Source organism: Helicobacter cholecystus (assembly GCF_003364215.1).
GTDB classification, from domain to species: Bacteria; Campylobacterota; Campylobacteria; order Campylobacterales; family Helicobacteraceae; genus Helicobacter_G; species Helicobacter_G cholecystus.
Genome location: NZ_NXLU01000005.1, coordinates 1 through 17,174, shown reverse-complemented (window position 1 = coordinate 17,174; position 17,174 = coordinate 1). Strand labels below are relative to the sequence as shown.

Sequence of the window (17,174 nt, the reverse complement as noted above, 5' to 3'; positions counted from 1 at the left end):
ATTTTTCTTAGATTATAACACAAAGCTATTGGGCTTGTGGTTGTGGATTAAGATCAGTATTTTGGCTTGGAACTTCTTGAAGCATCGTTGTAATTTCTCCTGCTTTTTGGGGAGTCATCTTTGCCATAATTCTGCTCATTAATTTTGCATCCATTTTTCCCAAAATATCAACAGCATCTTTTGCAGGCAGACTCTCTAAAATTAAAGCCGCTTTAGAATCTTTCATTTTTGTATAGGTTTGCACAACCTTATCTTGTTTAACACCCTTAATTTCCTCTAAAAGTGCTTGATTTTGAGCAATTAAATCTTTAATCTTTTTCTCTTGCTCTTCTAAACGTTTTTTACTCTGCTCTTCTTGAGCCTTGAGCTTAGCTTGAAAATCTTTTTCTTCTTGCTCAAAAGCTTCTTGCTTCTTTTTTATTTCATCTTCTTGAGCCTTGAGCTTAGCCTCTCTCTCTTTAAGCACCCCCTCTGTTGCACCTTGCAAGATTTGAAGCATTTGTTGTTGCTCTTGGAGTTTTTGAAGCTCTCCAGCAATCTCTTCTTTTCTTGATTGAAACAATGCATTACAATCTACAATCTCTCCCCACACAAAAACCATTAATATTCCTGTAAATAAAGCTTTCTTCATTTCTCTCCTCCCTGCTTGGCAAATAACATCACTGCAATCTCATCAAGCTCTTGCTGTTCTTTGCGTTTAAAATTTTTTAACATTTGGGCAATCTCTTTTTGTTGCAAGTATTTGATTTTTTCAAACTCCAATTCAACCTCCTTGCGTTCTTCTTCTTTATCCCTGAGTTGAGCTTTGAGAGAAGAGAGATAGAGATTGAGCTCATCTATTTCTTGAATCAAAGCTTTTTTTCCATCATAAAGCTCTCTAAAGGCTAAAGTACTACCACTTAGGGGCATTTGCATTTGGGCAATACTTTGTGTGCAAGAGAATATCTGTTGCTGAGTTTGTTGAATTTGGTGATAAATCAAGGTTGCTTCTCTTTCGCATTGGGCAATCTTTTGGCGTATGCTTAATAATATGGCATCAAATTTTGTTCTCAAAGCCTAATAGTATCCTCACGATCTGGACTTGTGGAAACAATAGAGATCCTACACTTTATCATTTCCTCTAGAGCATGAATATATTCTTTGCAATTCTTTGGAAGCTTATCAAATTCTCTTATTCCCTCTGTCTTCTCCCATCCTTTAAAACTCTCATAAATGGGCTTAACATTCTCATAATCATAAGGAATATAATCAATTCTCTCCCCCCTATATTCATACCCTACACACACCTTAATCTCATCAAATCCATCAAGCACGTCAAGCTTCATCAATACCACTTGAGTGCATCCATTAAGTTTACAAGCATATCGCATTGCCACCGCATCAAACCACCCACATCGTCTTGCCCTTCCAGTAGTTGTGCCAAACTCACCCCCCTTTTTTTGAATTTCCTCTCCAATTTTGCCAAATTCCTCACTAGGAAAAGGACCATTCCCTACTCTTGTGCAATATGCTTTGGCGATTCCAATAATCTCTTGAAGTTCTTTAACATTTATCCCACTCCCACTACATGCCCCTGCACTCATTGTTGTGGAGCTTGTAACAAAAGGATAAGTTCCATGATCTAAATCAAGCATACTCCCTTGTGCCCCCTCTAAAAGGATTTTTTTACCTTCTTTTTGGGCTTTCCACAAAAATTGCGTGCTATCGCAGACAAAAGGAAGGATTTTTTCAGCCATTACCTTAAGTTCTGCAATCATAATCTCAAGGCTTGGTATTTCACCACCTAAAGAGCTGATCACGGTTTGAATTTCTTGATAATAAATTTTAAGTTTAGATTCTAACTGGGAAAAATTTTTAAGCTCTCCAATTCTTACTCCTACTCTTGAGGCCTTATCTGCATAAGTAGGGCCAATCCCCTTGCCCGTTGTGCCAATTGCTTCTTGCTTTTTAATCTTTTCTTTAAGCTGATCTAGGGCAATATGATAAGGAAGAATAATATGTGCGCGATCACTGACAAAAAGTCTTCCTCTAAGCTGATCCACCCCAAAACTTTCAATCTCTTTCCAAAGTGAAGAAAGAGAGATGACAACACCATTACCAATCACATTTTGGCAATGAGGATATAAAACTCCTGAAGGCAAAAGATGAAGAGCAATTTTTTTACCTTCAACAACAATTGTATGCCCCGCATTATGTCCACCTTGATATCGCACAACAATATCATAATGTTTTGCTAACATATCGACAATCTTACCTTTTCCCTCATCCCCCCATTGCAACCCTACAACTAAATCTGCCATTTTGATTCCTTACATTTTTTCCCAATCCAAGAGCATGGATTATACTTTGAAATAGGGGAAAAACAAAATGTTTTACTTGTTTGAAACTAATAATTTGGATGATAATCCTCAATCCTTAAAGAAGAGGCTTATCTTACTAGGTTAATATCGCTCAAAAGATATACTTCTCCCTATACAAGTGCGGAGCCAATTCGTAAAAGATTTGCTCCATAAGAAATTGCCAATTCATAGTCCCCACTCATACCCATAGAGAGAGTTTTAGCATGGGGAAGAGAATCAAAAATATTTTTAGTGATCTCAAAACTCTGAGCAATCCGTTTTTTATCCTCTGTATGTGCTCCAATACTCATCACTCCCTCTAAAAGTAGATTTGGGCAACGTTCAGAAATAGCTAAATACACTTCCCTTGCCTCTTCTACTCTTACTCCACTTTTACTCTGCTCTCTTGCAGAGTTGATTTGAAGCAAAACCCTTTGGGTTTTCCCCTCACGTTCTAAACGCTGATTAAAAGCAAGAGCAAGTTTAAGACTATCAATTGAGTGGATAAGGCTTGGAGCAAGAGAGATGATTGTATTGATTTTATTCTCTTGAATTGTGCCAATTAAATGCCATTCTAAAGGGTAGTTTTCTAATTCAATGCATTTAGCTTTAAGATCTTGAACTTTATTCTCCCCAAAAGCCCTTTGCCCCTCATTATAAAGCTCTACAATCTGCTGGGTATCCCAATACTTTGAAACTGCTACAAGCTTGATGACTTGATGACGTGAGTAAGCAATTCTTGCTTTTTCAATTTTAGCAATCACTTCTTGTAAATGATTCATTTTTCCTCCTTAAGAAAAAATTCTATGCAAGTCATTGTAAAAGCCAAGCATCATAAGCCCAAGCAATATCGCCCAACCTCCAAGGGTAAGGTAATACAATACATGAGGTGTTGGAGGGCGTCTAAAAATAAGCTCATAGAGATTAAAGATAATATGCCCCCCATCAAGTGCAGGAATAGGCAAAAGATTAAGCACTCCAAGATTAATTGAAATGAGTGCAACAAGCAGTGCAAAACTTATCCATCCACTCTCACTGGCTTTATGCATCACCTGAACAATTGAAACTACTCCCCCCACCTCACTTGTAGGCACTACCCCTGCGATGAGTTTTTTTATCCCTTCAAAAATCATTTTACTGTTTTCATAAGTATTTCTAGCCCCATTTTTTATTGCTTCCCATACACCAAAATACATCCCTCCAAACTCACCTTTTGCCCCTACACCAATAACATAATATTTTTGATTTTCTCCAAAAATATTCTTGCCTTCAACCTCTTTAGGATTGAGTGACAATAAAAGAGCTTCACTTCCTCGTTGAATCTTTAAAGAAAGGCTAGGAGAAATGGCTATTTTCTCTGCCATTTCTCCCCAAGTCTGGATATTAACTCCATTGATTGAAAGGATTCTATCCCCACTCTTTAATCCTGCTTGATCTGCAGGATAATCTGCTTTAATCTCTCCAAGCACAGGAAGAAGTACTTGTTTTTCCCCAAAAGATAAACTTGAGTAGATAAAAAAGGCAAGCAAAATATTAAAGAGTGGTCCTGCAAGTAAGATACAAATCCTTTGCCAAGGAGTTTTTGAGGTATAGCTATCAGTGTCTTGACTTTGTTCAAATACATCGCTATCACTCTGTCCCTTCATCTTTACATAGCCCCCTAAAGGAATCAGAGAGAGTGCATATTCTGTGCCTTTATAAGTTTTTGTTAGAAGCTTTTTCCCAAAGCCAATGCTAAAAACCTCAACCTTAACTCCAAAGGCCAAAGCAACCAAAAAGTGCCCCAACTCATGAAAAAAAATAAGAAAGGAGAGCGCAAGAAGAGAAAGAAAAAGACTCATTTAAAAACTCTTAAAATATTCTCTAACATAATCAAAGCCTGAGATAATTGTCAAAGCCACAGCAAACCATAGGAAAAACTCATTAAGAAATGGGGGAAAAATATTAATAATCAAACAGCCTATTGCCCAATATTGAGCTACAGACTTGATTTTACCCAACATATTTGCAGCAATATTGACATTAGAATTTGCAACCACAACTCTTAGACCTGTAATAAAAAATTCACGAGAGAAAATCAAAAATACCGCCCAAGGATTGGCGATCTTTGCCACAATAAGTGCGATAAAAGCACCTAAGACCAACATTTTATCAGCCAAAGGGTCAAAGACTTCTCCAAAACGAGTTTGAAGGGCATATTTTCTAGCTAAATAACCATCAAAAAAATCAGTAGCACACGCAACAAAAAACATCCCACATGCAAAAACTCTCACATAGAGACTCTGCATATCTGCATATAAAATAACTGCCATAATCAAAATCGCAAGAAAAACCCTCACAAAGGTCAGAATATTTGGGATATTTTTCATCTATGTGCTCATCATTTAAATGTGGTTCCCCCATCAATTACAATTGTTTGACCTGTAAGCCATCCGCTTTGAGTCTCATCACAAAGGAAATAACATGCACCTGCAAGATCTTCTGGATTACCCATTCTCTTAAGCGGAGATTGTTCTTCTACTTTTGCCTTAACTTCATCATAATCAGGAAATGCTTTAAGAGCATCTGTATCAATAGGACCACCACTGACTGCATTAACACGAATTCCAAACTCACCTAATTCAGTTGCAGCATATTTAACCATTGTCTCTACTGCATTCTTGCTATTGCCATGTCCTGCATAATTGGGCATATACACAAGATTTCCTGTTGAACTCAGAGAAATAATTGCCCCACCTCCTACTTTCTTCATTCTTTTAGCTGCCTCTTGAGCCCCCACAACAAAAGCCAATACTGTTGCAGTATAAATATTATTCAATCCCTTGGGTTTAAGTCTCATAAAGGGTGCAAAGCCCCCTACAACACTTCTTCCATAAATAATTGCATTGCTGACAAAAAAATCTATACGATCAAAATCTTTGTCAATCTCTTCAAACAAAGTCGTGTATTGCTCTGGCTCTAAAACATTAAGAGGATAGTATTTGGCTTTAATTGCATACTTGCTCTCTATGTCTTGTGCAATTTTTTGAGCTTCTTCTTCATTTTTATTGTAAGTGAAAGCAATATTCACACCCTCTTGCGCAAACCGATATAAAATCGCCTTCCCAATCCCCCTTGTTGCACCACTAATGACTAAAGTTTTTCCTTTCATGTGTCCACTCATTTTAATACCTCATAATTTTGTAAAGTTTTCTCTAACAACATCATGTTTTCTTTTTTCATCTCCACCAAAGGGAGACGAAACTCCAAGTTCTCTAGTAGTCCACTCAAATACATTGCTGTTTTGATTGGAATAGGATTAGTCTCACAAAACAAAATTTTATTAAGATCATAAAGCTTTGTATTGATCTCTTTGCTTGTTTGAAAATCTCCATTTATTGCACTTTTACTCAAAAGTGCAATTTGATCTGGCAAAAGATTTCCTGTGACAGAAATGATAGATTGACCACCACTGGCTAAAACTGGATAGTTCAATGCATCATCACCACAAGCAATGACTGCTTTTGGATTCTTAGCGTGAATAGCAACAACACGCTCTAAACTTCCTGATGCTTCCTTAATCCCATAGATATTAGAAACTTTATCAAAAAGTCTCAATGCTGTAACAACATCGATGCTCACCCCTGTTCTTCCAGGCACATTATACAACATTAAAGGAATCTCAATGGAATCTGCTACAGCTTTATAATGTTGAAATAAACCTTCTTGGGTAGGCTTATTATAATAAGGGGACACGCAAAGCACTCCATCAGCCCCAACTTTTTGGGCAAATTGTGCTAGTTCAATCGCCTCTTTTGTGGAATTACTCCCCGCACCTGCAAGGACCTTAATCCCACTTCCATGACAAGTTTTGACTGCAACCTCAATACACTCCATATGCTCTTGGTGAGTAAGTGTAGCACTCTCTCCTGTTGTCCCTACAGGCACGCAAGCATCCATTCCGTAGCGAATTTGTCTTTGAATGAGTTTTTCATATGTTGCTAAATCAACTTTGCCATTTTTAAAAGGCGTGATTAACGCACTCATTGCACCTATAATCATTCTTTACCTCCTTAAAATAACAGAAGTGCAACTCTCGGATGTAAAGTATTTTTTTGCAACATTCACCAAATCATCTACGCTTAAAGATTGTAGATTTTTTTCATATTCTAATAAAGGCTGAATATCCCCTCTTGCAAGATAATCTCCAAAAAGTGAAGCCACACTTGAAGCATCTTCAAGACTATAGATAAAGCTTGATTTGATATTGATCTTTGCTTTCTCTAGCATTGCTTGAGTAATTTTTCCACCTTTGATCTCATCAATAATTTTAAGGAGTGCATCCCTCATACTTTCTGCCTTAACCTCCTTATTCCCTCCAAGAATAAGAAGAAAAACCCCTTCATCTCTTAAATCCATAGGATAAGCATAGACTTCAGAAGCAAGGCGTTGATGATCCACTAATTCTTCTTGTAAAATTGAGCTTCTCCCTCCACTAAGTAACTCTGCAAGGACACTTAAAGCAACTTGATCTTTGTTTTTAAAATCAGGAATTTTATACCCAAGTGCAAAATATTCAATTTGAGTATCTTTTTTGATCTCTATATGTCTTGCTCCATCCTGCTTTGGCTCAACTGTATAAACATCAGGAATATTTGCTTTCTTATTTTCAATATGCTCAAAATGCTTTTGTGCAGAGAGAAATACTGCTTGAGGATCAACATCTCCACTCACTAAAATAATGGCATTTTTAGGCTGATAATAAGTAGAGTGAAATTCTCTAATATCCTCAATCTTCCAATTTTTTATATCATCAAGAAATCCAATGGGTGTCCAATGATAAGGATGATAAATATAGGCTGTGTTAAAGAATCGAAAATACAAATATCCAATAGGAGAATTATCCGTTCTCCAACGTCGCTCTTCTGCCACAACATTTCTCTCGGGCTGAAATTCTGCATCATCAAGTTTAAGATTTTGAAGCATTTCTGCAAAAAGCTCCAAAGATTTATCAAGATTTTGCACACTTGATTTAACAAAATATCTTGTATAGTCAAAACTCGTTGAGGCATTAGTCAATCCACCAAATTTTTTAACAATCTCATCAAACTCACCCGCTTTGAGATTCTTTGTGGATTTGAAATTAAGATGCTCAAGCATATGAGCAATTCCACTTTTTCCCATAACCTCATTACGACTTCCAACCTTATAAAACACATTACTCTCAATCACACCGCTTCCATTTTTAATTGGGACAACAACAACTTCCAAACCATTTGAAAGGGTTTTTGAAAAATATTGAGGAAGAAGAGAAGTTTTTTCCATTAAATCTGCCTTTGTGTTTTGATTTTTTTGTATAGCTTGTATTGGAGGTGCAATAAAACTATCTTCTGCATACACGCTCAAACTCATCACAATGAAAAGAAAACCTTTTTTTATCATTAAATATCCACTCCAATCGCTTCTGAAATATAATTATAGCCATCTCGTTTTAAAAGCATAGCAACCTCTTGAGCGATTTTCTTAATCACTGATGGGCCCTCAAAAATAAGTGCTGAGTAAATCTCAACAAGAGATGCGCCCATTTTGATACGCGTATAAGCTTCTTCCCCATCAAAAATTCCACCTACAGAAACCAATACAGCCTTATTAAAGAAAGCTTTTGAAATCTCATAAAAGACCTCTCTGCTTTTATTGCGTAATGCTCTACCGCTTATTCCACCAATATTTTTAGGGGACTGCACAAGAGAATAATCCATTGTCGTATTTGTAGCAACAATTCCATTAGCTCCACTACAAATCGCACTTTCACACACTCTAAGTGTATTTTCAATCTTATTATCAGGGCATACCTTAATAAAAAGTGGCTTATGTATATAGCTTCTTGCCATTGTAAAAAGCTCTTTAACAAAACTTTCATTTTGTAAATCTCTTAAATTTGGAGTATTGGGCGAGGAGATATTAAAAACATAAAAATCTCCTATATTTCTGAAAACTTTAAGATTTTCTTCATAATTTTTCAGTGCATCGTCTGCAGTTTTATTTTTTCCAAGATTAATTGCAATAGGGATCTTAAAAGGATAGATTTTTTTTAGTCTCTCTGCAATTTTTGCCGATCCATCATTATTAAATCCCATTGCATTTTGAATGCTCTCTTCTTGCACAAATCTAAAGATTCTAGGTTTTGCATTCCCAGGTTGAGGAAGAAATGTTGTGCTTCCTGCTTCTATAAAGCTAAAACCCATCAAAGTAAGACCTTCAAGCATTGTTGCATTCTTATCAAATCCTGCTGCAAGTCCCACAGGATTATAAAATTTCATTCCCAAAATCTCTTGAGAGAGGCTCTCATCAAAATAGCAAAATTGACTTGCCAAAATATCATTAACCAAAGGGAGTGGGGCAAGATTTTTCAAACAAAACTCTACAAGATGATGATCTAACTCAGGGTCAAATTTAAAGAGCACATTTCTTAAATACCGATACATTTCTCTATCCTCAAATTGCAATAAATAGTCTAATTTTAATCAAAAAGCGTCCAAAATTTAAGCTTTTCACACTCTTTTTGAGAATTTTCCCCTTCTCCTGTTACTTTTTGATACTCACCACTCTCTTGCAGTTCATAAGCACCTTGCGTATCATTGATTTGCAATGAAAGAATAGCTAAAAGTCTAAGGGCAATTTTTTCATCTTGAATAGGGACAAGAAGCTCAATACGACGTTCAAGATTTCTTGTCATCATATCAGCACTTGCAAAATAAATCCCCCCATGCCTAAAGTAATAAATCCTTGCATGTTCTAAATATTTCCCAATAATTGAAACCACCCTAATATTCTCACTCAATCCCTTAACCTTAGGGCGAAGCGCACAAACTCCCCGCACAATGAGCTCAATTCTTGCTCCTGCCCTAGAAGCCTCATAAAGCGCATCAATGACATCTCCATCAACAAGGGCGTTCATTTTCATAATAATTTGTCCCTCACTCCCCCTATCTCTCTCTTTTGCAATAAGCTCTAAGATGTGGGGCTTGATTTGAGCGGGAGCCATAAAGAGTGTGTGCAAATATGTTGTGCTAGAAAGCCCAGTTGAGAGGGAATGGAAGAATTTAATCACATCTCCTACAATCTCCTCTCTTGCACTAAATAAACTAATATCTGTATAAATTCTTGCACTTTGAACATTGTAATTCCCACTACTGATATGCACAAACCCCTTCACACTTCTTTGGCTTTTTTTAAGCACAAGCGCTGTTTTTGCATGTACCTTTAACCCTACAGCCCCATATACAACATGTGCTCCTGCATCTTCAAGTGCCTTAACCCACCCTAGATTATTCTCCTCATCAAATCTAGCCTTAAGCTCTACAAGCACACTCACTTGCTTACTCTCAGCAGCTTGCATCAAAGATTTAATGATTGGAGAATCTTGCCCTACACGATAAAGTGTCATTCTGATTGAAAGCACATCGGGGTCTTTACTGGCTTGAGAAATAAACTCTACTACAGGATCAAAACTCTCATAAGGATGAAAAAGCATAATATCTCTTTTACTGATTTGCTCAAATAAATTCTCTTCATGCAGATCAAACGGGTTCTTGGGATGAAAGGGAGGATAGAGCAGATGAGAGTAATTGCGATGAGAGATAATCTGCCAAAGTGAGCCAAGATTTAAAGGAAGGTCATATTCATAAATATCTCTCTCCTCAAGAGGGATATGCGTTCGCAAAAATTGTAAAAAACTGCGATCACTTTTTCTTCCAACTTGAAGCCTTACAATTTCTCCTTTTTTCCTTGCCTTCAATCCTTCATTCAGTAAGGTTAAAAAATCATCTGCTTCCTCTTCTTCAATCTCAAAATCTGCATTTCTTGTGATTCTAAAAGGACACCAATCCAACACCTTATACCCTTCAAAAATATGTTCTGCAAACTCCCCTACAAGGCTTTCACAAAGCAAGAATACTCCCTCTGTAATCTCTACAAAACGAGGGAAAAAGCGAGGAATGCGAATAAGAGCAAAACGTGTATCTTGATTGGGGGCAAGCATTTTTAATGCAATCCCAAAGCTTAGATTATTAAAATGAGGGAAGGGGTGAATAGAGTCCACCACTACAGGCACAATCACAGGATAAAGATTATTAAAAAAATATTCTCTCCCCTTTTGCTTGTCTTGCTCTTGGAGCTGAGCATATTCAACAATATGCACTCCATTTTTTACAAGCTCTGAATGGATTTGTGCATAGCTTTGCTCTAGTTCTAGCTTTTGCTCTCTTAGAGCTTTTTCTATTTTTTTAAGTTGATCTTTAGGAGACATCCCATCATTCCCTACATTAAAAATACGTTTTTGATAAAGTTTTTTTAATCCAGCAACCCTAATCATATAAAATTCGTCAAGATTAGTTGCATAAATAGCAATAAATTTTAATCTCTCCAAAAGTGGGAGTGAAGTATCCATACTTTGGAGCAAAACCCGATGATTAAATTTGATCCATGAAAGCTCTCTATTAAAATAAACTTGTTGTTGCATTTTTCCCTAGTCTCCTTAAATTAAAACTAAAATATCCAAAAATAATTATGATATGATATTCACGGATTTAAAATCCAATATTTTATAAGGAGAAAATAATGAAACAGAAAATTATTGCTTTGCTTCTTGCTTGTAATTGTGTTTTTGCTTTTGATCTTGGGCTTTTTACACTTGATACTGAAATTGGGGGAAATGCCAATTACACATCACTAAAAACCAATATACAAGATAAAAAATACAAAAACACCAAGCATTTGAATTATGGAGCTTATGGAAGAATTTGGCTAGGTGTTGCTGGACTTATGATTGCTCCGCAAGTTAAATGGAATTATTTAAGCACTAATATCAATACAGATCCAGAAACTAAAATCAAATTTCATAATATGCAATATGGTGCAGTTTTAGGATATAAAATTCCATTTATTAATATCACACCTTATGCAGGAGTAAGTTATTCTGATTTTATTTCTCAAGATTTATTTAATCAGAAATTAAAATCTACCTATGCTATCAATTTTGGTATCAATTGGAAGATTCCTTTCTTGCCTCTTGCAATTGGTTTTGATGGAAGCTACCAAAAACCTAAATTCCAAGATAATAACCAAGGTGCAAAAAAAATTGAAATTCTTACACTTGGCGGAACTTTGAGCTTAATCTTCTAACCTCTTGATATGGCTTTAAAGCCATATCCTATCCTTACATTTCCTTCAATTAATTCACTCTAAAAATCTAAGTCTATTTTCATTATAAAATCACAATTTCCACCCCCCCCCCCCCCGCAAATTTTTTAGATACAATTGGTGGCGCTTTGTCTAAAAAGTAAAGAAAAGCCAAACTATTTTTACAGGAGATAAATAATGAATAAAAACATTAAGAGGGGAGAAGGATATAATCAATCTTCTAAACAAAGGTCTTTTACTTCACTTATAGCATTAGGATTAAGTCCATTGTTGTCTGGCACTGCAATTGCTAATACTGCAATTCTTGAGGGGGGGGGGGATAGATCAAACCTTCGTATTACTCAAAATATCGTAACAACCGATGGGACAACAAAATCAATTACTGCTCAAGGGAGAATCACACTTGGATCCCCTAATGCAAAAATAACAATTGATTCAATCAATGGATCAAAAACTGTAATCTCAGCAAATAGACTTAATGGCAATATCTCTAGGCTTAATACCCAAGGAGATTCCAATATCACTAATGCCATTAGGCTTATTGCTAAGGATGCAACAATGACTATTGATGAAATTATTGGGGGCATAAATAAGGCAAATACTCTAAATGGAATTATGCTTATGTTTGATCATGCAAATCTTACAATTGGCTCTATGTCCGCAGGAGATAATACTCATAATGGTGTAATATTTGGGGGCACTACAGTAGTCAATGGAAATATCTCAAAGACAGGAAGCGGAACAAATAACTTTGTTCTTACAGCAGACAGTTCTCTGCTTACTCTTAGAGGTGCAAATAACACCATCCAAAACTTAGTTATACAAAGTGATACAAAAAATGGAACTGGACTCACTCTTGATGCTTCACTCAATAATATACAAACTACCATTGATACGATTTATTATGGAGACAGATTAAATCTAGTTTTTGCTGGAGTTGATGCACAAAGATCTATAAACCTCAATCTTGATACAACAAAAAATAATCAACTCCGATCTGTTTCTGCCATAAGTGGGTTGAATAATGTTTTAACTCTTAACGGAAATGGTACGATGAGTATTGATGATATTGTGCAGGTTGCAGAGGGGGGAGGATTAACCTTCTCTTTAGGCACTGGGACAACTCTTGATCTTAAAGAAGGAATGAGTGGCAATGGAGAAACTAGCATTCGTATAGATTCAGGATACGCAACAAACACTGCAACACTTGCAGGAGGAATTATCCAAGTCAAGAATGTAGAATTTTCTGGCACAAGCTCACAGCTCACACTTCAAGCTGATCAAACCTATATCTCCAATCTCTTAGCCAATGCGTCTGCTAGCACTCTTGTGCTTGATGGATCCCTCAATCCAATCATTGCAGAAATCCAAGAAATCAAAGGCAATTCCCTTAAAGTCTTAATGCGTGGCGGTGGAACCACCACTTCTAAAAATTTCAACAATTCCAAGAGAACAGAACTTTATCTTAATGGGGGTGTCATTGAAAGCGTAGGAGTTGAGAGTGGATTTTTCAACTCTATTTATTTCTCTAGTGGCACAACCACAATTACAAGTCCAATCAATCACACAACCACACCTAATAGTAATTCAAGACTCTTACTTTCTTTGGAGGGTGGAAATCTTGTGTTAGGGAGCGAAATCAATATTAGCGCTGATAATAGCAATTCAACCTTACAAACAAGAGTGGATATCCAAATCGATAGTGGAACTCTTTCACTCAGCGGCCAAAACAATACAATCAACAATCTTTCAGTCACTCAAGGAACAATCGATCTGGCAATGACAGATTCACAGGGTAAGCCCATTTTAAGAACAGGACAAACAAGAGATTTTAAAACTCTCAATATCAACAATCTCTCCATCACAGATGCTCTAACATTCAATCTCTATGTTAATTCAAAGACAGGTGAGACCAACAAAGCTGATAAGGTGATTCTCAAAAATAGATTTCAAGATTCAGGAACTGCGATTTTTACTGTAATGGGAGATACTCATGATATTTTAGCAATCACCTATGATTCAAACAAAAGCGACAATATTCAAATAGGTGAGGGGATGCAGAATGTCAATGTTATGGGTGGAGAAAGTCTTATTGGTTATGATGTGATTAAAGCTCAAATCATTAAAACAGATGATGGAAAAGTTTATCTAGGATCATCTATTAATCAAGGTGTAGCATCAGAAATCAAAGATGTAGTAAGATCTGCATTGACAGTGAACTATGATCTCTATCTTGCCAACTTCAACTCACTGAATAAGAGAATGGGAGAATTGCGTGATAATCCAAACACTCAAGGTGTGTGGGCAAGGATCTTTGGAGGCTCAATCAGCAATGATTTTGGAGCGGGAAGTAAAACAGATTATGTAACAGCCCAAGGAGGATATGACTATGCTCTAGGTGCAGGAGAGAATGCAAAAAATTATACAGGAGTCACATTTGCCTATAGCAGATCTTGGACAAAGAGCAATACCCTAAATATTCAAGCAAACAATAGTATAAACAATACAACTACTATTGCCCTCAAAGATGTGAGTTCTTCTATGGTAGAAGTAGGAGTTTATAATAGCTATGTGGCAGATAGCGGTTGGTATAATGACACAATTTTAAAGTTTAACTACATTATGGGTGTTTTCTCAATGACTGACAATCCTTCCTTAGAAAGTAAAACCAATAACTTTGCAATGGTGCTCAGTGATGAGTTTGGATATCGCTATAAATTTGGAGGCGATGAGAGCTATTATATTGATCCACAAGTGGAATTGGCATTAGGATATTTCAATCAAAGTGATTTTAATCGTGCAATACAAAATACAAGCTCAACGCTTCAAGCCTCTCAAGATTCAATTTTTACTCTAAGAACAAGAGCAGGAGCAGTATTAGGAAAGAAACTTAATGTAGAAAAAGGTTTTGCAAGTCTTTATGTGGGAGGATTCTATGAATATGACTACATTAATGGAGGAAATGCGCAAATTCTTTCCAACAGCAGGATCATTACCTCTCTTGGCAATACTCCAAGCAATGGAAGAGTTGTCATGAATCTTGGAAGCAATATTGATCTTACAGGAAATGCAAGACTTTATATTGATGTAGAGAGAAGCTTTGAGGATAAGCAAAAAACCTTTATGCAATTTAACTTTGGAGCAAGATATGGTTTTTAGCTAATTTTTATAGTGAGGGGGTGGGATAGAAAAATGCTTAATCAATCTTTATATTTCTGATTTTATTTTTTACATCCTCTCATTTTCATAATTTTTAATCATTTCCCCCCCCCCCTGCAAAATTTCAGATATAATTTCCAAATCTTAAATAAGTAAATAAATTAATTAAGATAAAATAAAGTAAACTATATTTTTACTTATTGCAAGGAGATAAGAAATGAGAAACAATACTAGGGGGGGGGGATAAATAAACCCTTTAGACAGAAATCTTTCACTTCACTTATAGCAAGCTCATTATTTTGCAGTGTTGCAATTGCTGATGAAACTATTGTAGAAGTTTGGCAAAAACATTTAAATCAACAAGCTCCAAAAGCTCAGACACTTTTGAGTCGTTCATTTGTAGCTATTCCAAAAAATACATCTATACCCATCAATGCAGATTCACCCTTACAAAGTTTTTACACACTTAATGCAGATGGCACTAAAGGTGAAGCATTACTTCAACCTGTTAGCCTTTCTTTTAAGACAGTAACGATTGGCGAAGCACAATACTCTACATTTGTGCTAGATAATAATGTTGATAATGAATTTAAACTCTATGTAACAGGGGGAGATTTTGCTTGGGATGCTCAGGGTTTTGACAATAAGGGTCAATTAAATCTTAATAAAAACTCAATATTTGTTTCAACTCAAGGTTTAGCTATGGGTGAGAATGGAGGAGGAACATTATATATTGATCAATCGTCACCTGCAGATGATGAAAAGAAGACTTTTATTATGGATATTTCCAATATACAAGAGTCTTCTTATGCTTTTTATGGAAATCTTAATTTCACAGGTAAAACAGATGGAAATAAGCAAAATTACTCCTCTAAAACTGCTGAACTAAGATTGGGAGGAAAGGGGATTAAGGGGAATGTCACTCTAGATACTTTAGCAAATGTCAATTTTGTATTTAATGGGACAAATCCACTTGTAGATGGAAATATTACAGTCAGCAGTGATGTAACAGCAACTTTTAGCAATCCAAATGGAGTTCTAGTTACTCAGGGTATAACTTTTAACCCCAACTCAAATGGAACTCTTATTTTTAAGGGCAATACATCCATTGCTGGGGGGATTAACTTTAATAATAATGCAGGAGGATCGGTTGTCTTTGAAGGGGATACATCCATTACTGGAACAATCAATAAACCTGGCGGACAAGGTATAAAAGGAAGAGAGAGTAGTTTGACTTTCAACGGTGCAATAAATACAATTGAGAAATTTAATATCAACGATACTGTGCCTAATGGACAAAGTATTTTTAAGGTAATTTTTACAGAATCCACTCAAAGCAACACAATTCACTCACTTAGAGCTGTAGGTTCAAGATATCAAAGTGATGTTTCAAACACTAACTACATTATCTTTAAAGGGGGAGGTCATAATCTTATTGATCAAAGCATTGAGGCTTTGCCTTCAAGTTTTGAGGGTAAAGTTGGTGGAACAAATGACATCCTTTTTGAAAATAAAGGAGAAATCTCTGGGACAATTAAAGCCAGTGGTGGAATAAATCATATTGTCTTTAATGGCACTGGCATAGCAGAAGATAGTCTGATTACAGGAGTTATTACAGCCGAACGTTCATGGTTGGGACCTGCTAGACCTACTTTAAATCATATTGAATTTAAAAATGGAGGAAAAATCACTTCTACTCAAACAATTCTTGCTTCCGGAGGTACAAATAAAATTGAATTCTCAGGAAATGGGAATGCGATCATTGTTGGGGATATAAAAACCACACCTGCAAATGCAGACGACTCTTATAGTTACTTCACTTTTAACTCCACTGCAACCAATACAATTACTGGAAATATTTCAGTTGTGCCCTATGGTAATGGAAAAGCACATAATTATTTTACCTTTAGTGCTGGAGATAATTTTATCAATGGGAAAATGGAGGCAGAGTGGTTTAATCGGGGAGACACTGTAGTAAATTCTATTGAAGTAAAAGACAATTCACGATCTTTTACTTTCAGTGGAACGGCTATCGCAAGAGCAGGCACTAACCAAGTTTTCACATTAAGTGCTGGGAATAATACAATCCAAAATGAAGGAGCAGATGTGCTTTTTCAAGATGGTGGAACAACTACTGTAACATTCTCTGGGAGCGGAAATGCAAGTATTATTGGAAATATTAATACAAGAAGAGATGGCTCAGCAAACATTACTTTTAATTCTACTGGACTTAATACGATTAAAGGTGATATTATAGGCAATAAATATGGCACCAACAACACTACTGCAACCACTACAATCTCTTCAGATAAAAGTCTTGAAATTACTGGGAATATATCCACTATATACAGTGCGGTGACGACAATTTCTGTAGATGAGGGAGACTTAAGCTTATGGGGAAGCATATCCAATAACTCTGGAACCAACACAATCTCTGTAACTAAGGGAAATATTACAATTAATGGAAATGTATCAGGCTCTTCTAATTCTGCATCC

At 36.1% G+C, this 17,174-nt stretch carries 14 protein-coding genes; 3 read left to right on the top strand and 11 right to left on the bottom strand.

Annotation, left to right across the window (positions count from 1 at the left end; translation table 11 throughout):
* Nucleotides 1-25: 25 nt before the first annotated feature.
* From CQA62_RS04650 to ppk1, 11 genes are all read right to left on the bottom strand, one after another.
* Entirely contained in the window at nucleotides 26-631 is a 606-nt protein-coding gene (locus tag CQA62_RS04650; protein ID WP_115585123.1) for a MotE family protein, read from the bottom strand.
* A complete protein-coding gene (locus CQA62_RS04645; protein ID WP_104724841.1) occupies nucleotides 628-1,053 on the bottom strand; it encodes a flagellar export protein FliJ in 426 nt (141 codons plus the stop codon). Before CQA62_RS04645 ends, CQA62_RS04650 begins: the two co-directional genes overlap by 4 nt.
* A complete protein-coding gene (locus CQA62_RS04640) occupies nucleotides 1,050-2,306 on the bottom strand; it encodes an adenylosuccinate synthase (protein WP_197720413.1) in 1,257 nt (418 codons plus the stop codon). Before CQA62_RS04640 ends, CQA62_RS04645 begins: the two co-directional genes overlap by 4 nt.
* A gap of 164 nt (nucleotides 2,307-2,470) precedes the next feature.
* A complete protein-coding gene (locus tag CQA62_RS04635; RefSeq protein ID WP_104724839.1) occupies nucleotides 2,471-3,121 on the bottom strand; it encodes a YggS family pyridoxal phosphate-dependent enzyme in 651 nt (216 codons plus the stop codon).
* Nucleotides 3,122-3,130: 9 nt separating this feature from the next.
* Nucleotides 3,131-4,180 (bottom strand): RIP metalloprotease RseP, encoded by a 1,050-nt coding sequence (gene rseP / locus CQA62_RS04630; protein ID WP_104724838.1) that lies wholly within the window; start codon nucleotides 4,178-4,180, stop codon nucleotides 3,131-3,133.
* Nucleotides 4,181-4,708 (bottom strand): CDP-diacylglycerol--glycerol-3-phosphate 3-phosphatidyltransferase, encoded by a 528-nt coding sequence (gene pgsA / locus CQA62_RS04625; protein ID WP_104724837.1) that lies wholly within the window; start codon nucleotides 4,706-4,708, stop codon nucleotides 4,181-4,183.
* Between the two features lie 11 nt (nucleotides 4,709-4,719).
* Complete coding sequence (locus tag CQA62_RS04620) at nucleotides 4,720-5,508, bottom strand: enoyl-ACP reductase (protein ID WP_164752737.1); 789 nt, start codon at nucleotides 5,506-5,508, stop codon at nucleotides 4,720-4,722.
* Nucleotides 5,499-6,380: a 4-hydroxy-tetrahydrodipicolinate synthase gene (gene dapA, locus CQA62_RS04615; RefSeq protein WP_104724835.1), complete on the bottom strand. Its 882-nt coding sequence runs from the start codon at nucleotides 6,378-6,380 to the stop codon at nucleotides 5,499-5,501. Before dapA ends, CQA62_RS04620 begins: the two co-directional genes overlap by 10 nt.
* A 3-nt stretch (nucleotides 6,381-6,383) precedes the next feature.
* On the bottom strand, nucleotides 6,384-7,643 hold the full coding sequence (locus CQA62_RS04610; protein WP_104724914.1) for a M16 family metallopeptidase: 1,260 nt from the start codon (nucleotides 7,641-7,643) through the stop codon (nucleotides 6,384-6,386).
* Nucleotides 7,644-7,759: 116 nt separating this feature from the next.
* On the bottom strand, nucleotides 7,760-8,803 hold the full coding sequence (gene pyrD, locus CQA62_RS04605) for a dihydroorotate dehydrogenase (quinone) (RefSeq protein ID WP_104724834.1): 1,044 nt from the start codon (nucleotides 8,801-8,803) through the stop codon (nucleotides 7,760-7,762).
* A 35-nt stretch (nucleotides 8,804-8,838) separates the two neighbouring features.
* Complete coding sequence (gene ppk1 / locus CQA62_RS04600; protein ID WP_104724833.1) at nucleotides 8,839-10,839, bottom strand: polyphosphate kinase 1; 2,001 nt, start codon at nucleotides 10,837-10,839, stop codon at nucleotides 8,839-8,841.
* 98 nt (nucleotides 10,840-10,937) lie between these two features.
* Between ppk1 and CQA62_RS04595 the strand changes: the two genes are divergently transcribed.
* From CQA62_RS04595 to CQA62_RS04585, 3 genes are all read left to right on the top strand, one after another.
* Entirely contained in the window at nucleotides 10,938-11,501 is a 564-nt protein-coding gene (locus CQA62_RS04595; protein WP_104724832.1) for an autotransporter outer membrane beta-barrel domain-containing protein, read from the top strand.
* A 195-nt stretch (nucleotides 11,502-11,696) separates the two neighbouring features.
* Nucleotides 11,697-14,678: an autotransporter outer membrane beta-barrel domain-containing protein gene (locus CQA62_RS04590; protein WP_115585122.1), complete on the top strand. Its 2,982-nt coding sequence runs from the start codon at nucleotides 11,697-11,699 to the stop codon at nucleotides 14,676-14,678.
* Nucleotides 14,679-15,062: 384 nt separating this feature from the next.
* Nucleotides 15,063-17,174, top strand: a 2,112-nt coding sequence (locus CQA62_RS04585) for an autotransporter outer membrane beta-barrel domain-containing protein (protein WP_147288247.1), incomplete at its 3' end; no start/stop codon positions are given.

Coding starts and splice junctions, on each gene's coding strand:
- CQA62_RS04650 (WP_115585123.1), bottom strand. CDS start 631: ATGAAGAAAGCTTTATTTACAGGAATATTAATGGTTTTTGTGTGGGGA.
- CQA62_RS04635 (WP_104724839.1), bottom strand. CDS start 3,121: ATGAATCATTTACAAGAAGTGATTGCTAAAATTGAAAAAGCAAGAATT.
- rseP (WP_104724838.1), bottom strand. CDS start 4,180: ATGAGTCTTTTTCTTTCTCTTCTTGCGCTCTCCTTTCTTATTTTTTTT.
- pgsA (WP_104724837.1), bottom strand. CDS start 4,708: ATGAAAAATATCCCAAATATTCTGACCTTTGTGAGGGTTTTTCTTGCG.
- dapA (WP_104724835.1), bottom strand. CDS start 6,380: ATGATTATAGGTGCAATGAGTGCGTTAATCACGCCTTTTAAAAATGGC.
- CQA62_RS04610 (WP_104724914.1), bottom strand. CDS start 7,643: ATGGAAAAAACTTCTCTTCTTCCTCAATATTTTTCAAAAACCCTTTCA.
- pyrD (WP_104724834.1), bottom strand. CDS start 8,803: ATGTATCGGTATTTAAGAAATGTGCTCTTTAAATTTGACCCTGAGTTA.
- ppk1 (WP_104724833.1), bottom strand. CDS start 10,839: ATGCAACAACAAGTTTATTTTAATAGAGAGCTTTCATGGATCAAATTT.
- CQA62_RS04595 (WP_104724832.1), top strand. CDS start 10,938: ATGAAACAGAAAATTATTGCTTTGCTTCTTGCTTGTAATTGTGTTTTT.
- CQA62_RS04590 (WP_115585122.1), top strand. CDS start 11,697: ATGAATAAAAACATTAAGAGGGGAGAAGGATATAATCAATCTTCTAAA.